Source organism: Sphaerisporangium aureirubrum (assembly GCF_042658925.1).
GTDB classification, from domain to species: domain Bacteria; phylum Actinomycetota; class Actinomycetes; order Streptosporangiales; family Streptosporangiaceae; genus Sphaerisporangium; species Sphaerisporangium aureirubrum.
This window is the reverse complement of sequence record NZ_JBHSRF010000010.1, coordinates 24,739-42,479: the sequence shown is the minus strand read 5'-3', so window position 1 is coordinate 42,479 and position 17,741 is coordinate 24,739. Positions and strand designations below refer to the sequence as shown.

Genomic DNA, 17,741 nt, shown 5'->3' with positions numbered 1-17,741 from the left:
CCCCTGCCCCGGATCCGCGCGCCATCTCATGGCGGTGCCGCCGGGCGGGCCGGTGAGCGTGCCACCACCGACCCCCAGATAGTGATTTTTCACCATTCCAGAACGCGGACCGACTCGGTGGAGAGATCGACCACGACCCGCCCCACGTCGAGCCACGATCCGCCGGGGAACCGGATGAAGACCTGCAGGCAGCGATGCGTCTCGCACCCGTGCCGCCGGAAGATCAGCGTGTGCACCCGCAGCTCGGACGCCGACCCGAGCCGCCGGCCCGTCGCCCTGGCGTACTCGCCGCGGATGGTCTCGCCCAGCGTGGGATGCGCCAGCAGCAGCTGGGTGGCGTACCGCTCCTCCCACCGGGCCGGGGCCGGGCGGGTGTCCAGGGCACGGATGCGCGGCGGCGGCTCCACGGGCGCGGTCGCCTGCCCGTCCGTCCGCCGCGGCTCGTGCGGCGGCATGGAGAGCCCGACGGCCAGGCCGACCCCGAGCCCCACGGCGAGGGTGGCAGCGCCCGCCAACGCCACCGTGAGCCGCCTTCGTGCCACCCCTGCTCCACATCTCACGCACCGTCACATGACTGCGACGGATCGTATCCGACGTGGAGCCCGTCATGAGGGACGGCGTGCGGTCAGGCACCGGGGCCGCTGAACGCGGCGAGCGGGATCGCCAGCCAGGTGGGCCGGTTGCGCGCCTCGTACACCACCTCGTAGGCGGCCTTGCTCAGCTCCAGGGCGCGCAGCAGCACCGCGTCGTCCCCCCGGATGCCGCCGCCGCCCGCCGAGTAGCCCGCGAGGAACGCCGCGCGGTTGCGCTCGGCCCACTCGGCGGCCCGCGGCGCGAGCTCGGCCGGGGACGGGTGGTCGAACAGAAGGTGGCGCGCCGCGTACTCGAACGACCGCAGCATGCCCGCCACGTCGCGCAGCGGGGAGTCCAGGGCGCGGCGCTCGCTGAGGGGCTGGCCGGGCTCGCCCTCGAAGTCCAGCACGACCCACTCGCTCGGGGTGCGCATGACCTGGCCGAGGTGGTAGTCGCCGTGCACCCGCTGCACCGGGATGGGGTGGCCGATGTCGGCCAGCCGGTCGAACGCCTCGTGGGCCTCCCGGGCGTGCCCGGCGAGGTCCGGGACCTCGGCGATGGCGCTGTCCAGCCGCCTGCGGAACCCCTCGACCATCCGCTTGACGTCGGGGGCCTCGATGGAGCCGGTGGGGAAGGCGGAGGCCATCTCCTTGTGCAGGTGGGCGGTCGCCACGCCGAGCCGGTGGGACTCGGCGGCGAAGTCGCCGCCCGCGTCGCCCGCCGTGGTGCCCGCCAGCGAGCCGTAGAGGTCGCGCACGCTGGTCAGCGCCAGGGCCCAGCCGTCGCAGGCGGTGGGCAGGAACTCCTGGGTGAAGGCCAGGGTGGTGTTCTCGCCGTCCACCTCGGTCTCGATCCAGCCGTACGGCTTGGCGATGTGCGGCGAGCCGCGCCTGGCCAGGGCCGACACGATCTCCAGCTCGGGGTTCACCCCCGGCACCAGCTTGCGGAACAGCTTGCAGATGTAGGCGTCGCCGTAGACCAGGGAGGTGTTGGACTGCTCGGCGCCGAGCACCAGGCTGCGCGGCGAGGTGTCGATCTCCACGCCAGGCATGTGGCGGAACCGCAGCGGGCCGATCTCGGCGCCCTCGGCGATCGAGGAGAGCAGCAGCCCGGTGACCTCGGCGTCGTGCACGGCGTCGTAGGCCACCCCCTCGGCGGTGGCGCCGATCGACACGTGCCGCAGGCGCTGCGGCAGCTCGGGGCGGAAACCCAGCAGGAGCTGATAGCGATCGGTGTGCGCGCCCTGGCGCACGGTGATCACCAGATGGCGTACGGTGACGGGGAGTGTGTTCGCGGCGTCCGTGGTCCTGGAGGAAGCCGCCACATCGCTGTGGCGGGATTCTGCAGGACCACGAAGGGGCAGGGGGGTGGCGGCCTCTACGGCCAGGTCGGTGATCGCGCGGCCCTTGCCGGCGAACCACCGCTGACGGGTGATCCAGCCGGCAAGCAGCTCTTCGAACGTAGGTCTCACGTCTCCTCGGTTGCTGTCGTGGGTGGAAGGGTGAACCAGTAGAACCCATGCCCAGGCAGCGTCAAAAGATACGGAAGTTCGCCAATCGGGGGAAAAGGCACACCGCCCGTGCATTCCACGGGGGTGACCCCCTCGAACCGCCGCAGGTCGAGCTCCACCGGCTGCGGGAACCGGGAGAGGTTGTTGACGCACAGCACGCGGTCGTCGCCGAGCTCGCGGACAAAGGCCAGGACGCTGGGGTTGGAGGAGTTCAGCTCGATGAACTCCCCGAGCCCGAAGACCGGATGCCGCTTGCGGATCTCGATCATCTTGCGGGTGAAGTGGAGGATCGAGCCCGCGTTGCGCTGCTGCGCCTCGACGTTGAGCGCCTGGTAGCCGTAGATCGGGTCCATGATCACCGGCAGGTACAGGCGGCCCGGGTCGCAGTCGGAGAACCCCGCGTTGCGGTCGGGGGTCCACTGCATCGGGGTGCGGACGCCGTCCCGGTCGCCCAGCCAGATGTTGTCGCCCATGCCGATCTCGTCGCCGTAGTACAGCACGGGGCTGCCGGGCAGGCTGAGGAGCAGGGCGGTGAACAGCTCGATCTGGTTGCGGTCGTTGTCCAGCAGCGGGGCCAGGCGGCGGCGGATGCCGACGTTGGCCCGCATGCGCGGGTCCTTGGCGTACTCGGTGTACATGTAGTCGCGCTCTTCGTCGGTGACCATCTCGAGGGTCAGCTCGTCGTGGTTGCGCAGGAAGATGCCCCACTGGCAGTTCTCCGGGATCTTCGGCGTCTGGGCCATGATCTCGGAGATCGGGTAGCGGGTCTCCCTGCGCACCGCCATGAAGATGCGCGGCATCAGCGGGAAGTGGAACGCCATGTGGCACTCGTCGCCGCCGGTCACCGGGTCGCCGAAGTATTCGACCACGTCGGCCGGCCACTGGTTGGCCTCGGCCAGCAGGACCCGGTCGGGGTAGAGGCGGTCCACCTCGGTGCGGCAGCGCTTGAGGTAGGCGTGGGTCTGCGGGAGGTTCTCGCAGTTGGTGCCCTCCTGCTCGAACAGGTAGGGGACCGCGTCCAGCCGGAAGCCGTCGATGCCGAGGTCAAGCCAGAAGCGCAGGACCTCGAGCATGGCGTCCTGGACGTCGGGGTTCTCGTAGTTGAGGTCCGGCTGGTGGTGGAAGAACCGGTGCCAGTAGTACTGGCCGCGCACCGGGTCGTACGTCCAGTTGGAGGTCTCGGTGTCGACGAAGATGATGCGGGCGTCGCTGTACTGGTCGCCGTCGTCGGACCACACGTAGAAGTCGCCGAACGGGCCGGTGGGGTCGTGCCTGGACGCCTGGAACCACGGGTGCTGGTCGCTGGTGTGGTTCATCACCAGGTCGGCGATGACGCGCATGCCGCGCTTGTGCGCCTCGTCGACGAGCTTGATGAAGTCCCCCAGGTCCCCGAAGTCCGGGAGGATCTTCATAAAGTCCGAAATATCGTACCCGCCGTCTTTCAGCGGGGATTCGTACAGGGGGAGAAGCCACAGGCAGTCGACCCCGAGCCACTGGAGGTAGTCCAGTTTGCTGATGAGGCCGCGAATGTCACCTGTCCCGTCCCCGTTGGAATCCGCGAAGCCCCGGATGAGGACCTCGTAGAAGACGGCGCGCTTGTACCACCTTGGGTCGCGCGGCTTTTCGTGTGTGAAGGTGTTCGGGACGGGTTGAGGCGTCAAGCTCACCTGTGGACTCCCCGCTGTGCTTTATGCTCGCCTATCCGCTGTACCGGGCATGTGCCTATGCCCGGCTCTGCGGTAGGGCGCGCAGTGTGAGGACGTGTGCTGGATTGATGTGGGGGTCGAGGCGTACGTAGTTGGCTTGCCGCCAGTGATACGTCTCCCCGGAAAGGTCGTCGTCCACCACGAACTCCGCGTCCCAGTCGAGGCCGAGGCCCGGCATGTCCAGCCAGACCATTCCCTCGTGCGTGTTGTGGGGATCGAGGTTCACGACGACCAGGACCACATCGCCTAGGCCGTTCCGTCGTGTGGACGGGTCGTAGGCGCCGGGCAGCCGCTTGGAGAAGCAGACCATGTCCGGGTGGTCGACGTTGTGGAACCGTAGATTACGCAGTTCCTGAACCGCAGGGTGTGCTCTTCTGAACAAATTGAGACGAGTGATGAACGGCGCCAGGCTCCGTCCCTCGCGCTCCGCGCCCGCCCAGTCGCGCGGCCGCAGCTCGAATTTCTCGCTGTGCAGGTATTCCTCGCTGCCCGGCCGCACCGGGACGTTCTCGCCGAGCTCGTAGCCCGCGTAGACGCCCCAGCTCGGTGACGTGAGTGCGGCGAGGACCGCCCGGATCTTGAATGCCGGAATTCCGCCATTTTGTAGGTATTCATGAAGGATGTCCGGCGTGTTGACGAAAAGATTGGGACGGAGGTAGTGCGACGTCTCGTGGGAGAGCTCGCCCAGATATTGCTCCAGGTCGGCCCGGGAGTTCTTCCACGTGAAGTACGTGTACGACTGGTGGAAACCGATCTTGGCCAGGCCACGGAGCATGGCCGGCCTGGTGAACGCCTCGGACAGGAAGATCACGTCGGGGTCGGTGGACTTGACCTCGGCGAGCAGCCTCTCCCAGAACGCCACCGGCTTGGTGTGCGGGTTGTCCACCCGGAAGACCCGCACGCCGTGCGCCATCCACTGCCGCACCACACGCAGGACCTCGGCGTAGACGCCCTCGGGATCCTTGTCGAAGTTCAGGGGGTAGATGTCCTGATACTTCTTCGGCGGGTTCTCAGCGTACGCGATGGTGCCGTCGGCCCGGACCGTGAACCATTCGGGGTGCTCCTTGACCCAGGGGTGGTCGGGGGAGCACTGCAGGGCCAGGTCGAGGGCCACTTCCAGCCCGAGCCCCTTGGCCCGCTTCACGAACGCGTCGAAGTCGTCCATGGTGCCGAGGTCGGGGTGGATCGCGTCGTGCCCGCCCTCCTCCGCGCCGATCGCCCACGGCGAGCCCACGTCGTGCGGGTCGGGGTTCAGCGTGTTGTTGCGGCCCTTGCGGAAGGTGGAGCCGATGGGGTGGATGGGGGGGAGGTAGACGATGTCGAAGCCCATGCCGGCCACGGCGGGCAGCCGCTCGGCGGCGGTCGTGAAGTCGCCGGACCTCGGGGGGACGCCGTCCTCGAGCACCGCGCCCTCGGACCGGGGGAACAGCTCGTACCACGAGCCGAACAGCGCGCGCCGCCGGTCGACCCGCACCCGCATCCGGGGCCCCCGGGTGACCAGGTCGCGCAGCGGGTGGGCGGCCAGCGCCGCCGCCGTGTCGGGCAGCTCGGCGACGGCCAGGCGGGCGCGGGGGTCGTAGTCGTCGTCGCGCAGGCGCTCGGCCACGGCCAGCAGCGCGGCCCGGTGCCCGCAGCCCTCACAGCCCTGGGCCCGCACCGCGCGGGCGGCGCGCTCGAACAGGCGCGCCCCCTCCTCGCACATCAGGTCGGCGTCGATGCCCCGGGGGATCTTGATCTCCGCGTCGTGCAGCCAGGTGGCGAGCGGATCGCCCCACGCCTCGACGCGGAAGCTCCAGTCGCCCTCGGTGGGGAGCGTGACCTCGACGGCCCAGCGATCGGTGCCGGGCGCCCCCTCCCGCATGGGGAGCAACGGCCCCTTGGCGCCCTGGGGGTCGGTCAGCACCACCCCGGCGGCCACCGCGTCGTGTCCCTCCCGGAACACGACCGCGCTTATCTCGAAGGTCTCCCCCGCCGCGGCTTTGGCCGGCCATTGTCCGCATTCGACGGCAGGGTGGATGTCCAGTATTGGGATTCGTCCGATCATCGCGTCTCAAGGTAGCGGCGGCGCACCGGGCGCCGCCGGGAATTGTGAGGGCATGAAGTGATCTTTGGTGCAGGTGCCGACCCGGCCCGAAGGTCCGCCGTACCGACGGGCATGATCGTATTCACCCGAAGGGAGGGTTTGGCCACCCTTCAGGCGACGAGGTTTCTCCCCCGGTGGTGACGGCGCACGCCGGCGGGCGGCATACGGCGTCGCCGCCCTGGTGGGAGAGACGATCGTGGGACTCTTACATTGTGGTGAGGTTCTTACATGGGACTGCCCCCATAGTCGCGCTTCATGCCTGTTCAAGGGAAGTTAGGGGGGCGACGGGAAGCTCTCATCCCCGAGAGTTGCCCTGTGAGCGCGAACAGTACATGATCAATTTGAGTTGGCCCTCGGCTGTCGGCTTTAGTGTTGTTTGACTAGTTTTGGCGGTGGTGAGAGCGAATCGGATGAGATCTGGCAAGGGCGCAAGGGTGTTTCGGTCGCGCGTCGTGGCGCTGAGTAACTAGGGTCTGGCCTCGTGAGAGCAATCCGCAGGTTCACCGTACGTACCGTCCTTCCCGCCGAGTTGGCCGCTCTGAGCGAACTCGTGCACAATCTGCGCTGGTCATGGCACCCCGAGACCAATGACCTGTTCGCGGAAGTGGATCCCGGCACGTGGGAGCGGGTCGGTCATGATCCCGTAGCGCTGCTGGGGGCGGTCGAGGCCGACAGGCTCGCCGAGCTGGCTCGCGACCGCAGATTCCTCCGTCGGCTGGCCGATGCCGCCGACGACCTACGCGAGTACATGACCGCGCCCCGGTGGTACCAGACACTCCCCGACGCCCCCGCGGCCATCGGCTACTTCTCCCCCGAATACGGCATCGCCGCCGCCCTCCCGCAGTACTCCGGAGGTCTCGGCATCCTCGCCGGAGACCACCTGAAGGCCGCCAGCGACCTCGGCGTGCCCATCCTCGCCGTGGGGCTCCTCTACCGGCACGGCTACTTCAGCCAGTCGCTGTCCGCCGAGGGATGGCAGCAGGAGCACTACCCGAGCCTCGACCCCGGCGGCCTGCCGCTCAGCCTGCTCAAGGAGCAGGACGGCGCGCCCGCCAGGGTCGCCATCCCGCTGCCCGGCGGGCGCACGCTGCACGCGCAGATCTGGGTCGCCCAGGTGGGCCGCGTGCCGCTGCTGCTGCTCGACTCCGACGTCGCCGAGAACGACGCCGCCGCGCGCGACGTCACCGACCGGCTGTACGGCGGCGGCACCGACCACCGTCTCATGCAGGAGCTGCTGCTCGGCATCGGCGGCGTGCGCGCGCTGCGCGCGTACTGCCGCATCACCGGGCACGCCGAGCCCGAGGTCTTCCACACCAACGAGGGCCACGCCGGTTTCCTCGGCCTGGAGCGTATCCGCGAGCTCACCGAGCACCGGCTGTCGTTCGACGAGGCCCTGGAGGCCGTCCGCGCCGGCACCGTCTTCACCACCCACACCCCGGTCCCGGCGGGCATCGACCGCTTCCCCTCCGAGATGATCGGCAGGCAGTTCGGCGGCGACAACGCCTGGCCGACCGTCCCGGCGGAGCGCATCCTCGCCCTCGGCGCCGAACCGCCGTCCGCCGACAACGCCGGGGACGCCGCGATCTTCAACATGGCCGTCATGGGTATGCGGCTCGCCCAGCGCGTCAACGGCGTGTCCGAGCTGCACGGCGCGGTCAGCCGCGAGATGTTCCAGGGCCTGTGGCCCGGGTTCGACCTCGACGACATCCCGATCGGCTCGATCACCAACGGCGTGCACGCACCCACGTGGGTCGCCCGCGAGGTCATGGAGCTGGCGGGCAAGGAACTGCCGTCCCTGATCGAGAAGGCCCAGGGCTGGGAGAGCGTGCAGAAGCTCTCCGACGAGGACATCTGGGCCATCCGCGGCCGCCTGCGGCGCAACCTGGTGGACGCCGCCCGGGTGCGGCTGCGCGAGTCGTGGCGGGCCCGCGGCGCCTCCACGGCCGAGCTCGGCTGGATCGACGAGGCGCTTGACCCCGACGTCCTGACGTTCGGTTTCGCTCGGCGGGTGCCGTCGTACAAGCGGCTCACCCTCATGCTCAAGGACCCCGACCGGCTGCGGTCCCTGCTGCTCGACCCGGACAAGCCCGTCCAGATCGTGATCGCGGGCAAGGCGCACCCCGCCGACGAGGGCGGCAAGAAGCTGATCCAGCAGATCGTCCGCTTCGCCGACCGCGAGGACGTGCGCCACCGCATCGTGTTCCTGCCCGACTACGACATGAACCTCGGCCAGCTCATGGTGCAGGGCTGCGACGTGTGGATGAACAACCCGCTGCGCCCCCTTGAGGCCTGCGGCACGTCCGGCATGAAGGCCGCCCTGAACGGCGGGCTCAACCTGTCCATCCGCGACGGCTGGTGGGACGAGTGGTACGACGGCAACAACGGCTGGGCCATCCCCACCGCCGACGGCGTGGAGGACGCCGACCGCCGTGACGAGATCGAGGCCACCGCGCTGTACGACCTCATCGAACGCGAGGTCGCCGACCGCTTCTACGACCGCACCGGCGGCGCCCACCCCCGCCGCTGGCTCGACATGGTCAAGCACACCCTCAGCTCTCTCGGCCCCAAGGTCCTCGCCGGCCGCATGCTCCGCGACTACGTCGTCGACCTCTACACCCCCGCCGCCGGCTCCGCCCGCGAACTCTCCAAGGCCGACCACACCCGCGCCCGCGAGTTCGCCGCCTGGAAACTCCGCCTCACCCGGGCCTGGCCCGGCGTCCGCGTGGAACACATCGAGGCCAGCGGAATCGGCGACACCCCCGAGCTGGGCGCCGCCATGGAGATCCGCGCCACCGTGGCTCTCGGCGAGCTGTCCCCCGAGGACGTCAACGTCCAGGCGGCCTACGGCAAGGTAGGCCCCCACGACGAACTCCTCCACCCCTCCTACATAACCCTGGCCGTCGACGCATTGGCCGACGACTCCAAGGCCTCCTACAAAGGCACCGTCCCCCTAGACCGCACCGGCGCCTTCGGCTACACCGTCCGAGTAGTCCCCACCCACCCCCTGATGTCCAGCCCCGCCGAATGCGGCCTGTTGGCCCTCCCCGAAGAGCCCGCAGGCATGACCAACGGCACCCTCCGCTAACACCCCCCGGTCCCCGGAGCCCCTCCGGGGACCACCGCACATCCCTACCTATGGTCCCCGGGAGCCCCTCCGGGGACCATCTCTCCGCGTTTCCTGCCTGTCTTCGGCTACCTGCGACGCCGTGGCCGCCAGAAGAGCTTCGGAAGAAGCCGGTGGGGACGCAAGGTCCGCGGCTGAGGAGGAGAAGCTGCGGAGAAAGCGCTGTCCACCTCGGCGGTGAAGAAGTCCTCGGCTTCGTCGCCGCTCGTGACTGCGACACGAGCGGTGCGAGCCTTCGCCCAGAAGGAGTACATGTCGCGACTGGCCATGAGATATCGAAGCGCACCACGCAGTTCGGCCAGTTCGATGGTGTGCGTCTCGTAGGCGACTTTCTGGAGATTAAGAATCAGATTGCAATAGTGATCTTTCTTTGTGATGTCGACGCCGACCGTTATCTCGGGCCACACCTGGCGGAGTTCCGGGTCGTCGATCGCCATTCTGATGAGGTCGGTGTGCAGTTCCCGTAGGGCGATCTCACCGCTGCGGATCTGCTCCTCGCGGGCAATGGCCAGCTCTTCTCGTTGGTTCCGCAGGTCTCTGCTCTGCAGAAACAGCGTTACCGCGATGGCGATGAAGGCTATGCCGGAAAAGAAGATGCCGACCGGCGTGACCGCTTGGCCGATCTCCGACCAGCGGTGCAACTCGGCGGCATCAATGTGCAACAGATACGACACCGGCAGAACAACACCGGCTGCGACCACCGTGACGCCGAGCAGCAGGGCAAGATTAATGAGAAGGACGTTCAACCAGCGACGGCGCACCCGAGAGACCATATCGGGAAGTCACATGACCGTCGAGGAACCGACCCGGAAGAACAGCACATACCAGAGCATAATCTCGACGTCACTCTGCGGCCAGGAACTGTGGCAACGGTACGGCCCTCCGCCGCAACCCGACGGCTTTGCTCTCCAGGGAGGCGAGTACCCCGGGGTCGCGGGTCAGCCAGCCTCCCGACTGTGACCCCGCGTCACCGTAGTCGTGAATCAGTGCGGTGTGCCGGTCGAAGATCAGGAAGTCGAACAGATCCTCGTTGGGCAGGCGCAGCGTACTGTCACAGCGCACGATCTCGATGACCTCACCGAGCTCCGCTCGGATCCGGTAGGCCAGCAGCTCATACCTCAGATACGAAGTCAGCGGCTCCTGAACGAGACGAATCCTCGAGTATTCGATCCCCCGGCTCCTGACGTCATCGTAAAGAGGCCGGTCGCTTTCGGCTTCCTTTGCCAAAATCTCCATGGCCAGGTCGATTTCACCCTGGCGGTACAGCTCCTGAGACTTGTTACCGTCGGGTTCTTTATATGTCTGCCAGCATTCAAGCTTGAGAAATCGCCACTCGATCCGCGACCACGCCGCCAAGAACTGGCGGCCGAACTCATCAATGGTCAGTCGTTCACCGGTTTCCGTCGCCCACTGAGGTGGAATCATCTAACTGTCCGGAATATCATTTTTTGCCGATATTAAAGTAGCTCGGGAGATCCGCACGATCCGCTCATCGGCGGCGCATCTGGCATCGAGCAGGGGTTGGATCCCGATCCGATCGGTGATATCGGTACCGATGACAGCGAAGCTCCCGTCGTCCAGTTCAAGGATATCCGGCGAGCCGCTCACGGCTGTGGTGTCGCCACGCTCTTTTGGAGTGCTACCTAGCCGCCTGACAGCTCTCATGGCTACCTCGCCTACGACAGACCGGTTGAACGCACCTATATCATGCCAAAATTTCCATGACAATATGTGTCCAGTAATTGACGGTCCGTCAATACCATTACAATCCAACCGATAATGAGAAGCGCATCGGGTGCCATGGGAGTCCTCCCGGCGGACAGCAGTTGATCGTCGGGGCCGGGATCGCGAGCGGGCCCGAAGGCGGACGCGCGGGTGAAAATGTCGTCTTGTGGGTTATCGGCGACCTGATCACTATGGGTGGTGTCTTTAGTGGTTCGTGCGCGCCGGCGATGGCGGCTTCGGGGGGTGGTTCCATCGTCAACAACGCGTCCACGGCCGGGGTGAACGGGGACCCCATGGTGGCTGCTTATTCGGCGGCGAAACATGGTGTTGTGGGGCTCACGCGGTCCGCGGCGCTGGATGTGGCTCGGGAGGGGATCCGGGTCAACGCCCTGGTGACGGGGCTGGTGGACACTCCGTTGTGGCGGGAGGTGGCGCGGGATCCGGAGGCCAAGAAGTACTTTCTGGATCGTATGCCGGTCGGGCGCGCCGGTAAGGAGGAGGAGGTGGCCGCGTTCGTCGCCTTCCTGCTTGGGGACGAGGCCGCGTTCATCACCGGGGCCGCCCTTTCCATTGACGGTGGGCTGACGGCCGGATAGCGGGGTCACTTCTTTTCGGCGCGCATTCCGATGAGGGAGAGGACCACGTTCCACCAGAACGTGGAGCCGATGGCGAGGGCGGCGAAGGTCAGGAGGTAGCCGGGGAGGTGGCCGGGGGTGGTTAGGCGGGTCCACCAGGTGGTGGGGGACCAGTGGAAGGTTGCGAGGTCGGGGCCGAAGGTGGTTCGGATGGGGGAGTGGGCGAACAGGTCGATCACGGCGGGGGAGCGGAGGGACTCGGCCAGGCAGAGGGCCGGGTCGGTGGGGGTTTCGCGGCATATCTGCTGGAGGGTGGCGGGCGGGATTCCTCCGTCGGCCGCGAGCTGGGCGCGTAATGCGTTGTCGTCGATGATCGCTTGGACGTATTCCAGGGAGTCGACGGCGAAGAACAGGGTGAAGAACAGGGCCGTGAGCAACGTGGCGCGTCTGTGGTATCGGTGGAACAGTTCTTCCAGCAGCAGCATCTGCCTGGTGAACCATTCCTCCATGCCGTGGTGGAACCGTTCGGCGTCGCCGCTCGCTCGCTGCCACATCGTGTCCATGGTCGTGGCGAAGGGACTGCGGTCCCCGCGCAGCTTCTCCACCATCCGCTCCGGGCCGCCGTGCCCGTGGACGAGTTCCGTCATGGCGTCGGCGAACTGAGCGGGGACGATGCGTTCGATGCCCGTGCGGCCGTTCCTGGGGCGGTCGATCGTGCTCAGCCGCTCGTAGAACAGATCGGTCAGGGCCGTGCCGGGCGAACCCTCCCCTCCCGGGGGCGGCGGGGACGAGGCGGGCAGCGGGTTGAAACGCGGGCGGCTGTCCGCGCCGAAGGCCAGGTGGGTCAGGAATCCCCACATGCCCTTGGGGTGCCAGGTGCGCCCGTCGCGATCGGCGCCGCCGCCGAGATGGTCGCGGAGGTACGCCCACAGGAACCTCGCCCGCAGCGCCAGTATCGAGCTGTACCCGAGAACCACCCCGTTGACCAGCAACGAGAGCACGACGAAGCCGGCCAGCAGCCCGACGGCGAGATCGAGGACGATGGACCCCATTGCCGCATTCTCCACGCCTGCGAGATCGCCGTCCCGCGTACGCGGAGGCCTCGTAGGCTGATCGCATGACCCGGCATTTCGAGGTCCATGTGACCACGGGGACCCGTGAGGAAGCGGAAGCGATCTGTACGACCGTCGTGCACCGGCGGGTGGCCGCCTGTGCGCAGGTCGTCGGGCCGATCAGGTCGGTCTACTGGTGGGAGGGGGAGGTCCAGCGGGACGACGAGTTCCTCATCCTCATGAAGACCGGCGCGGAGCGGCTGGACGATCTCGTCGACGCGGTGAAGGCCGTGCACTCGTACACGACTCCGGAGATCGTGGCGGTCCCCATCGAGGGCGGCCTGGCGGACTACCTGAACTGGATCACGGCGGAGACGGCGAGGCGGCCCCCGGCCGGCTAGCCGCGCCCGGGTGCCTCGTCCGAGGCGCTATGAATGCCTCCGCGATTTAATTGCGAATTCGGCGCTGATAGTGGAATTCGGCGCGCGTCAATCGACTTGAGCGGCGAGAGGTGCGCGTGCCGGTTCGGGCGGAATCTGTGGGATAGATCATGGATTCCGCTAAGGTGACCGGTCATGGCGCGGGTTGTGTGGCGGGTGCTGGTGCCTCGGCGGATCCTGAGGGCCGTGCTGGGGCGGTTCGACGGACGGTACGTCACGCGGGCGGAGCATCGGCAGGATGTGCGGGACTCCCTCTGGGAGGTGCAGGCGCTCAAACGGGAGATCGCCGAGTTGCGGCGGGAGGTCGAGCAGTTGCGGAGGGCCAAGGCCCCCGCCCCCGCCGGGGGGTTGGCGGCGAAGGTCGAGGACGCGCATCGGCTGGCCACGGAGGCGGCGTCGGCCGTCGATCACCTGTTGCAGGCGGAGGTCCTTATCTGGCAGGCGCTCGACGGGCTGCGGGAGGACGGCGAGACCGGGCGCAGTTCCCAGGGGGTCTCGTGAGACTGGGGTGGGCGCGGGACGGCGCGCAGTGGCGGCTGCGGTTGCGGCTCGGCGACGGCGAAGGGGTCGAGGGGGTCGTGACCGACGGCCAGGCGGTGGAGCTGGCGACGGACACCTGTCATGTGCGGCTGCCGGACGGGACGGGCGGCGGGGAGCCGCATCCCGATCTTGTGGCGCTGGCCGCGTGGACGGTGGCGGCGCCGTGGGCCCGTGGGCGGGTGGTGTTCGACCGGGCGATCTCGGCGGAGCTGGCCGAGGCGCTCGGGAGCGGGTGGGGGATCGACGCGGGACCCGTGGGAGGGACGGCGCGGGAGCCGGGGGAGCGGCTGGCGATCTCGTACAGCGGGGGAGCGGACTCGGTGGCGGTGGCGGCGTTGTTGCCGGAGGCGCCGCTGGTGCACTTTCAGCGGGTGCCGCATCCGCGGGTGCCCAACCGGTGGACGCACTACCGGTCGGACGTGCTGGCGGGGCTGGCGCACAAGACCGGGCGGGACGTGACGGTCGTCCGGTCGGATCTGGAGTTCCTGCTGCGCAAGCCGCGGCCGGGGTATCCCGAGCATCACGCGGTGCTGGCGGGGGCGCTGCTGACGGCGGACGAGCTGGATCTCGGCGGGGTGGCGCTGGGGTACGAGATCGGGTCGCGGTGGCTCGGCGGCGGGCGGTATCTGCACAGGTTCACGCCGGACAATCCCATGTGGTCGGGGCACGGGAAGTGGGGGCGGCTGTTCGCGGCCGTGGGGATGCCGCTGGTGCTCCCGGCGGGGGGCATCAGTGAGGCGATGACCATGCGGATCGCCCTCGGGTCCGACCTGCGGGAACAGGTACGCTGGTGCCTGCGGGGGGATGGCAGCGGGCCGTGCGGGCGGTGCGGGAAATGCCTGTACAAGGAGCTGATCCAGGCGGCGATCGAACGGCGGCCGCTGCGTACGGAGATCACGGCCGACCGTCCGGTGGCGCGGAAGTGGCAGCTGCCGCCGCCGTACGGCGGGCAGGAGATGATCGAGTACGGCTGCGCCCACGTGCCGGGCATCGAGAAGACCCCGTTCGCCAGGGCCGCCGAGCACCTGAAGGCCACGGTCGAGTCCACGCGCTGGCTGGAGCGGTGCTACCCTCCGGCCGTCGAGGAGATCCCCGAGCGGTGGCGCAAAGGGATCGAAGCGGTCATGGCGGACCGGTTCGGCTTCATGGACGCCGCGGACCGTCACCGGGTGGAGAGCTGGGGCCTGCGGGGATGAGGGGTCGGCGATGAAGGTGTACGTGTCGGTGGACATGGAGGGCGTGACCGGCCTCACCGACCCCGAGGAGATGCACGCCGGCGGCCGGGGCTACGAGCGCGGCTGCGAGCTGATGACCGCCGACGCCAACGCCGTGGTCGCGGGCGCCGGCGAGGCGGGGGCGACCGCCGTGGTGGTCAACGACGCGCACGGCTCCACCAAGAACCTCCGGGTCGACCTGCTGGACGCCCGCGCCTCCCTGATCCGTGGGCCGGGCAAGCCGATGCGCATGGCGCAGGGCCTCACCGCCGAGTTCGACGCCGCCTGTTTCACCGGCTACCACGCCCGCGCCGGGACCCAGCACGGCGTGCTCAACCACACCTGGATGGGCAAAGAGATCCAGAACGTGTACCTCAACGGCGAGGTCTGCGGCGAGATCAGGCTGGTCGCCGGGTTCGCGGGCTTCCTCGGCGTGCCGGTGGCGCTGGTCACCGGGGACGAGGCGGCGTGCGACGAGGCGCGTGACCTGCTGGGCGACGTCGAGACCGTGCCGGTCAAGAAGGGCATCGACCGGTTCGCCGCCGAGCTGCTGCCGCCCGGCGTCGCGCAGGCGCTGATCCGCGAGGCCGCCGCGCGGGCGCTGAACCGGCTCAGCGACTTCCGGCCGCACGTGGTGCCGTCGCCGTTCACGCTCGGCGTGGAGTGGAACTCCACGGCCATCGCGGCGGGATGTTCCCTCATCCCCGGCACCCGCCTGGCGGGCCCCCGGCACATCGAGTTCACCACGGAGGACTTCCGGGACATCATGGCCCTGCTGGGCGTCTACGCGATGATCGCGGGCCGGGTGGCCTGCGGCAGTGGCGTGTACGGCTGACGCGGGTGGCGGACTCCGCGAAGAGGGCGCTGACGCGCCGTTCGCTGCTCGTCGGGATCGGCGCCGCCGGCGGCGCGGGCGCGATGTACGCCGCGATGGGGGTGCTCGGCCTGGCGCCCGGCCCGGCCACCGACCCGCTGCCCCGCACCGGCGGCGCGTCCGGCCCGGCGCCGTACGTCCCTCCTGGCCGGTCGGACTTCACGTTGCGCGGCGGCCGTCCGGCGCGGGTGCTGGTGCTCGGCGCCGGGGTGGCGGGGCTGGCGTGCGCGTACGAGCTGGGCAAGGCCGGGTACGACTGCGTGGTGCTTGAGGCCCGGGACCGGGTGGGCGGGCGCAGTATGACGCTGCGCGGCGGCGACACGGTCACCGAGCTGGCCGGGGAGCACACGGGGACGGCGCGCGGCGCGGGCGGGGCCTCCCCGGACGGATCGAGCGGGCCGGCGGGAACGGCCACCCCGGCCGCGTCGGCCGCCGCACTGGACAGGCGTCTCGTGCGGTTCGGCCCCGGCACCTACTTCAACAGCGGTCCCGCGCGCATCGCGCAGTGGATGGTGACGCTGGACTACTGCCGCGAGCTCGGCGTCCCGCTGGAGGTGTTCGTCAACAGCAACGCCAGCGCGTACGTCCTCACCTCCGGCATGACCGCCCCGGTCCGCATGCGCACGGCCCGCGCGGACGCCTACGGCTACATCTCCGAGCTGCTCGCCAAGGCCACCGACGCGGGCGCCCTGGACGCCCGCCTCACCCCGGCCGACCAGGCACTCCTGCTGGACTTCTTATCCGACTTCGGGGAGATCGGCCCCGCCCTGACCTACACGGGCGGGGACCGCAGAGGGTACGGATCCGACCCCGGGATCAAGGCGGGCACCGCGCTCGGCCGCCCGCCGGAGCTGGCCGAGGTCCTCAGCCAGGGCCTCGGCCGCATGCTGACCATGGACGCCGGCTACGAGCAGGCGATGCCGATGTTCCAGCCGGTCGGCGGCATGGACGCCATCGTCCGCGCCCTGGCGGGCCGGGTGGGCGCCGCCCGCATCCGCACCGGCACCCGGGCGACGAGGATCACCACCGGGCCGGGCGGCGTGGAGGTCGAGATCGACGGCGGCGCCCCGCTGAAGGCCGACTACTGCGTGGCCGCGCTCCCCCCGCACGTCATGGCCCGCATCCCCGCCAACCTCGGCGCCGACGTCCGCTCGGCGCTCGCCACGCCCGTCCCCATGTCGGCGGGCAAGATCGGCCTGGAGTACGGCCGCCGCTGGTGGGAGCTGGAGGACCGCGTGTACGGCGGCGCCACCGAGACCGACCTGGACATCGGCCACATCTGGTACCCCTCGCACGACTACCACACCGAGCGCGGCCTGGTGGTGGGCTACTACAACACCGGCCCGAACGCCGAGGCGTACGACGCGATGCCGCACCGCGAGCGCCTGCGCCGCGCCCTCGCCTACGGCGCGCGGGTGCACGGCGCCCGCTACCGCCGTGACCTGCTGGACGCGGTGTCGGTCGCGTGGCGCAGGCAGCCGCACATCGAGGGGGCGTGGGTGCGCTGGCCGTCCACCAGCGGCCTGTCGCTGCTCCAGCGCCCGGCCGGGCGGGTGTACTTCGCGGGCGACTGGCTGACCCATCTCATCGCCTGGCAGGCCGGGGCATTGGAATCGGCCCGTAGGGTGGTGACCGATCTGCACCACCGTGTACTGAAGGAGGGATGACCCGTGAGCCTCGGCACGCTCGAATGGGTTCCCGCCCTGGACCGCCGCGACCTGCTCGCCGATCCTGTCGTCCGGGCACTCGAGACCATGGCCGACGCGGTGTCGGTGGCCCCGATCGACCCGGCGCTGGCCGACACCGCGGCGTTCTGCGAGCGGTACGGCGTGGCGCTCGACGACTCGGCCAACTGCGTGATCGTCGCGGCCAAGCGGGGCGGCGAGACGCGGTACGCCGCCGTCATGGTGCTCGCCACGATGCGCGCCGACGTCAACGGCGTGATCCGCCGCCACCTGGACGCCAGGAAGTCGTCGTTCGCCGCGCAGGACGACGCGGTGGCGATGTCCGGCATGGAGTACGGCGGCATCACCCCGCTGGGCCTGCCCGAGGACTGGCCGGTGCTGGTGGACACCGAGGTCGCGAGGCGTCCCGAGGTGGTCATCGGCAGCGGGATCCGGGGCTCCAAGCTGGCCCTCGCCGGGGACGCCCTGGCCCGGTTGAAGACCGCCGAGGTGATCTCCCTCGCGCAGTGACCTGCGGGGCCGAAGAAAATCTTGGGCTACTTGGGAAACCGTTGGGGCCGGTTCGTCCGTTGTACAACCGGGAATGTGACCTCTTGGTTCATCTCATGGGCGGGGTTTAAGCCGGTATGGTGCTACGTGC

General features: G+C 69.2%; 15 protein-coding genes. 8 read left to right on the top strand and 7 right to left on the bottom strand.

The window, feature by feature from the left end; translation table 11 throughout:
- Window positions 1–89: 89 nt before the first annotated feature.
- The 4 genes from ACFP1K_RS10150 to ACFP1K_RS10135 all read right to left on the bottom strand — a co-directional run bounded on the left by ACFP1K_RS10150 (window position 90) and on the right by ACFP1K_RS10135 (window position 5,833).
- Complete coding sequence (locus ACFP1K_RS10150) at window positions 90–542, bottom strand: hypothetical protein (protein WP_380749577.1); 453 nt, start codon at window positions 540–542, stop codon at window positions 90–92.
- A gap of 83 nt (window positions 543–625) precedes the next feature.
- A complete protein-coding gene (locus ACFP1K_RS10145) occupies window positions 626–2,044 on the bottom strand; it encodes a maltokinase N-terminal cap-like domain-containing protein (RefSeq protein WP_380749574.1) in 1,419 nt (472 codons plus the stop codon).
- Window positions 2,041–3,750 (bottom strand): maltose alpha-D-glucosyltransferase, encoded by a 1,710-nt coding sequence (gene treS, locus ACFP1K_RS10140; RefSeq protein WP_380749571.1) that lies wholly within the window; start codon window positions 3,748–3,750, stop codon window positions 2,041–2,043. Before treS ends, ACFP1K_RS10145 begins: the two co-directional genes overlap by 4 nt.
- A gap of 55 nt (window positions 3,751–3,805) precedes the next feature.
- Window positions 3,806–5,833, bottom strand: coding sequence for an alpha-1,4-glucan--maltose-1-phosphate maltosyltransferase (locus ACFP1K_RS10135; RefSeq protein WP_380749568.1), 2,028 nt, complete (start codon window positions 5,831–5,833; stop codon window positions 3,806–3,808).
- Window positions 5,834–6,353: 520 nt separating this feature from the next.
- On the opposite strand from ACFP1K_RS10135, the gene glgP reads away from it, so the two are divergent.
- Window positions 6,354–8,957 (top strand): alpha-glucan family phosphorylase, encoded by a 2,604-nt coding sequence (gene glgP / locus ACFP1K_RS10130; protein WP_380749565.1) that lies wholly within the window; start codon window positions 6,354–6,356, stop codon window positions 8,955–8,957.
- A gap of 107 nt (window positions 8,958–9,064) precedes the next feature.
- On the opposite strand, the gene ACFP1K_RS10125 is transcribed toward glgP, so the two are convergent.
- Both ACFP1K_RS10125 and ACFP1K_RS10120 read right to left on the bottom strand, forming a co-directional pair.
- On the bottom strand, window positions 9,065–9,757 hold the full coding sequence (locus ACFP1K_RS10125; RefSeq protein ID WP_380749562.1) for a DUF6082 family protein: 693 nt from the start codon (window positions 9,755–9,757) through the stop codon (window positions 9,065–9,067).
- Window positions 9,758–9,839: 82 nt separating this feature from the next.
- Window positions 9,840–10,421, bottom strand: a complete 582-nt coding sequence (locus ACFP1K_RS10120; protein WP_380749557.1) for a DUF6879 family protein — start codon at window positions 10,419–10,421, stop codon at window positions 9,840–9,842.
- Between the two features lie 401 nt (window positions 10,422–10,822).
- Between ACFP1K_RS10120 and ACFP1K_RS10115 the strand changes: the two genes are divergently transcribed.
- Window positions 10,823–11,317, top strand: coding sequence for an SDR family NAD(P)-dependent oxidoreductase (locus ACFP1K_RS10115; RefSeq protein WP_380749551.1), 495 nt, complete (start codon window positions 10,823–10,825; stop codon window positions 11,315–11,317).
- A 5-nt stretch (window positions 11,318–11,322) separates the two neighbouring features.
- Here the strand turns inward: ACFP1K_RS10115 and ACFP1K_RS10110 are convergent, their stop codons facing one another.
- A complete protein-coding gene (locus tag ACFP1K_RS10110) occupies window positions 11,323–12,348 on the bottom strand; it encodes a hypothetical protein (RefSeq protein WP_380749545.1) in 1,026 nt (341 codons plus the stop codon).
- A gap of 65 nt (window positions 12,349–12,413) precedes the next feature.
- On the opposite strand from ACFP1K_RS10110, the gene cutA reads away from it, so the two are divergent.
- From cutA to ACFP1K_RS10080, 6 genes are all read left to right on the top strand, one after another.
- The gene (gene cutA / locus ACFP1K_RS10105; protein ID WP_380749541.1) at window positions 12,414–12,749 is read left to right on the top strand and encodes a divalent-cation tolerance protein CutA; all 336 of its coding nucleotides are present in this window, start codon (window positions 12,414–12,416) and stop codon (window positions 12,747–12,749) included.
- 174 nt (window positions 12,750–12,923) lie between these two features.
- The gene (locus ACFP1K_RS10100; RefSeq protein ID WP_380749538.1) at window positions 12,924–13,289 is read left to right on the top strand and encodes a hypothetical protein; all 366 of its coding nucleotides are present in this window, start codon (window positions 12,924–12,926) and stop codon (window positions 13,287–13,289) included.
- Window positions 13,286–14,524: a DUF6395 domain-containing protein gene (locus tag ACFP1K_RS10095; RefSeq protein WP_380749535.1), complete on the top strand. Its 1,239-nt coding sequence runs from the start codon at window positions 13,286–13,288 to the stop codon at window positions 14,522–14,524. Before ACFP1K_RS10100 ends, ACFP1K_RS10095 begins: the two co-directional genes overlap by 4 nt.
- A 10-nt stretch (window positions 14,525–14,534) precedes the next feature.
- Window positions 14,535–15,377 (top strand): M55 family metallopeptidase, encoded by an 843-nt coding sequence (locus ACFP1K_RS10090; protein WP_380749532.1) that lies wholly within the window; start codon window positions 14,535–14,537, stop codon window positions 15,375–15,377.
- Between the two features lie 5 nt (window positions 15,378–15,382).
- Window positions 15,383–17,083, top strand: coding sequence for a flavin monoamine oxidase family protein (locus ACFP1K_RS10085; protein WP_380749529.1), 1,701 nt, complete (start codon window positions 15,383–15,385; stop codon window positions 17,081–17,083).
- A 3-nt stretch (window positions 17,084–17,086) separates the two neighbouring features.
- Window positions 17,087–17,611, top strand: coding sequence for a YbaK/EbsC family protein (locus ACFP1K_RS10080; RefSeq protein ID WP_380749526.1), 525 nt, complete (start codon window positions 17,087–17,089; stop codon window positions 17,609–17,611).
- The last annotated feature ends 130 nt before the right edge of the window (window positions 17,612–17,741 follow it).

Excerpts from the sequence above, each read along its gene's own strand:
- ACFP1K_RS10135 (WP_380749568.1), bottom strand. The coding sequence starts at position 5,833 with ATGATCGGACGAATCCCAATACTGGACATCCACCCTGCCGTCGAATGC.
- ACFP1K_RS10120 (WP_380749557.1), bottom strand. The coding sequence starts at position 10,421 with ATGATTCCACCTCAGTGGGCGACGGAAACCGGTGAACGACTGACCATT.
- ACFP1K_RS10110 (WP_380749545.1), bottom strand. The coding sequence starts at position 12,348 with ATGGGGTCCATCGTCCTCGATCTCGCCGTCGGGCTGCTGGCCGGCTTC.
- cutA (WP_380749541.1), top strand. The coding sequence starts at position 12,414 with ATGACCCGGCATTTCGAGGTCCATGTGACCACGGGGACCCGTGAGGAA.
- ACFP1K_RS10100 (WP_380749538.1), top strand. The coding sequence starts at position 12,924 with ATGGCGCGGGTTGTGTGGCGGGTGCTGGTGCCTCGGCGGATCCTGAGG.
- ACFP1K_RS10090 (WP_380749532.1), top strand. The coding sequence starts at position 14,535 with ATGAAGGTGTACGTGTCGGTGGACATGGAGGGCGTGACCGGCCTCACC.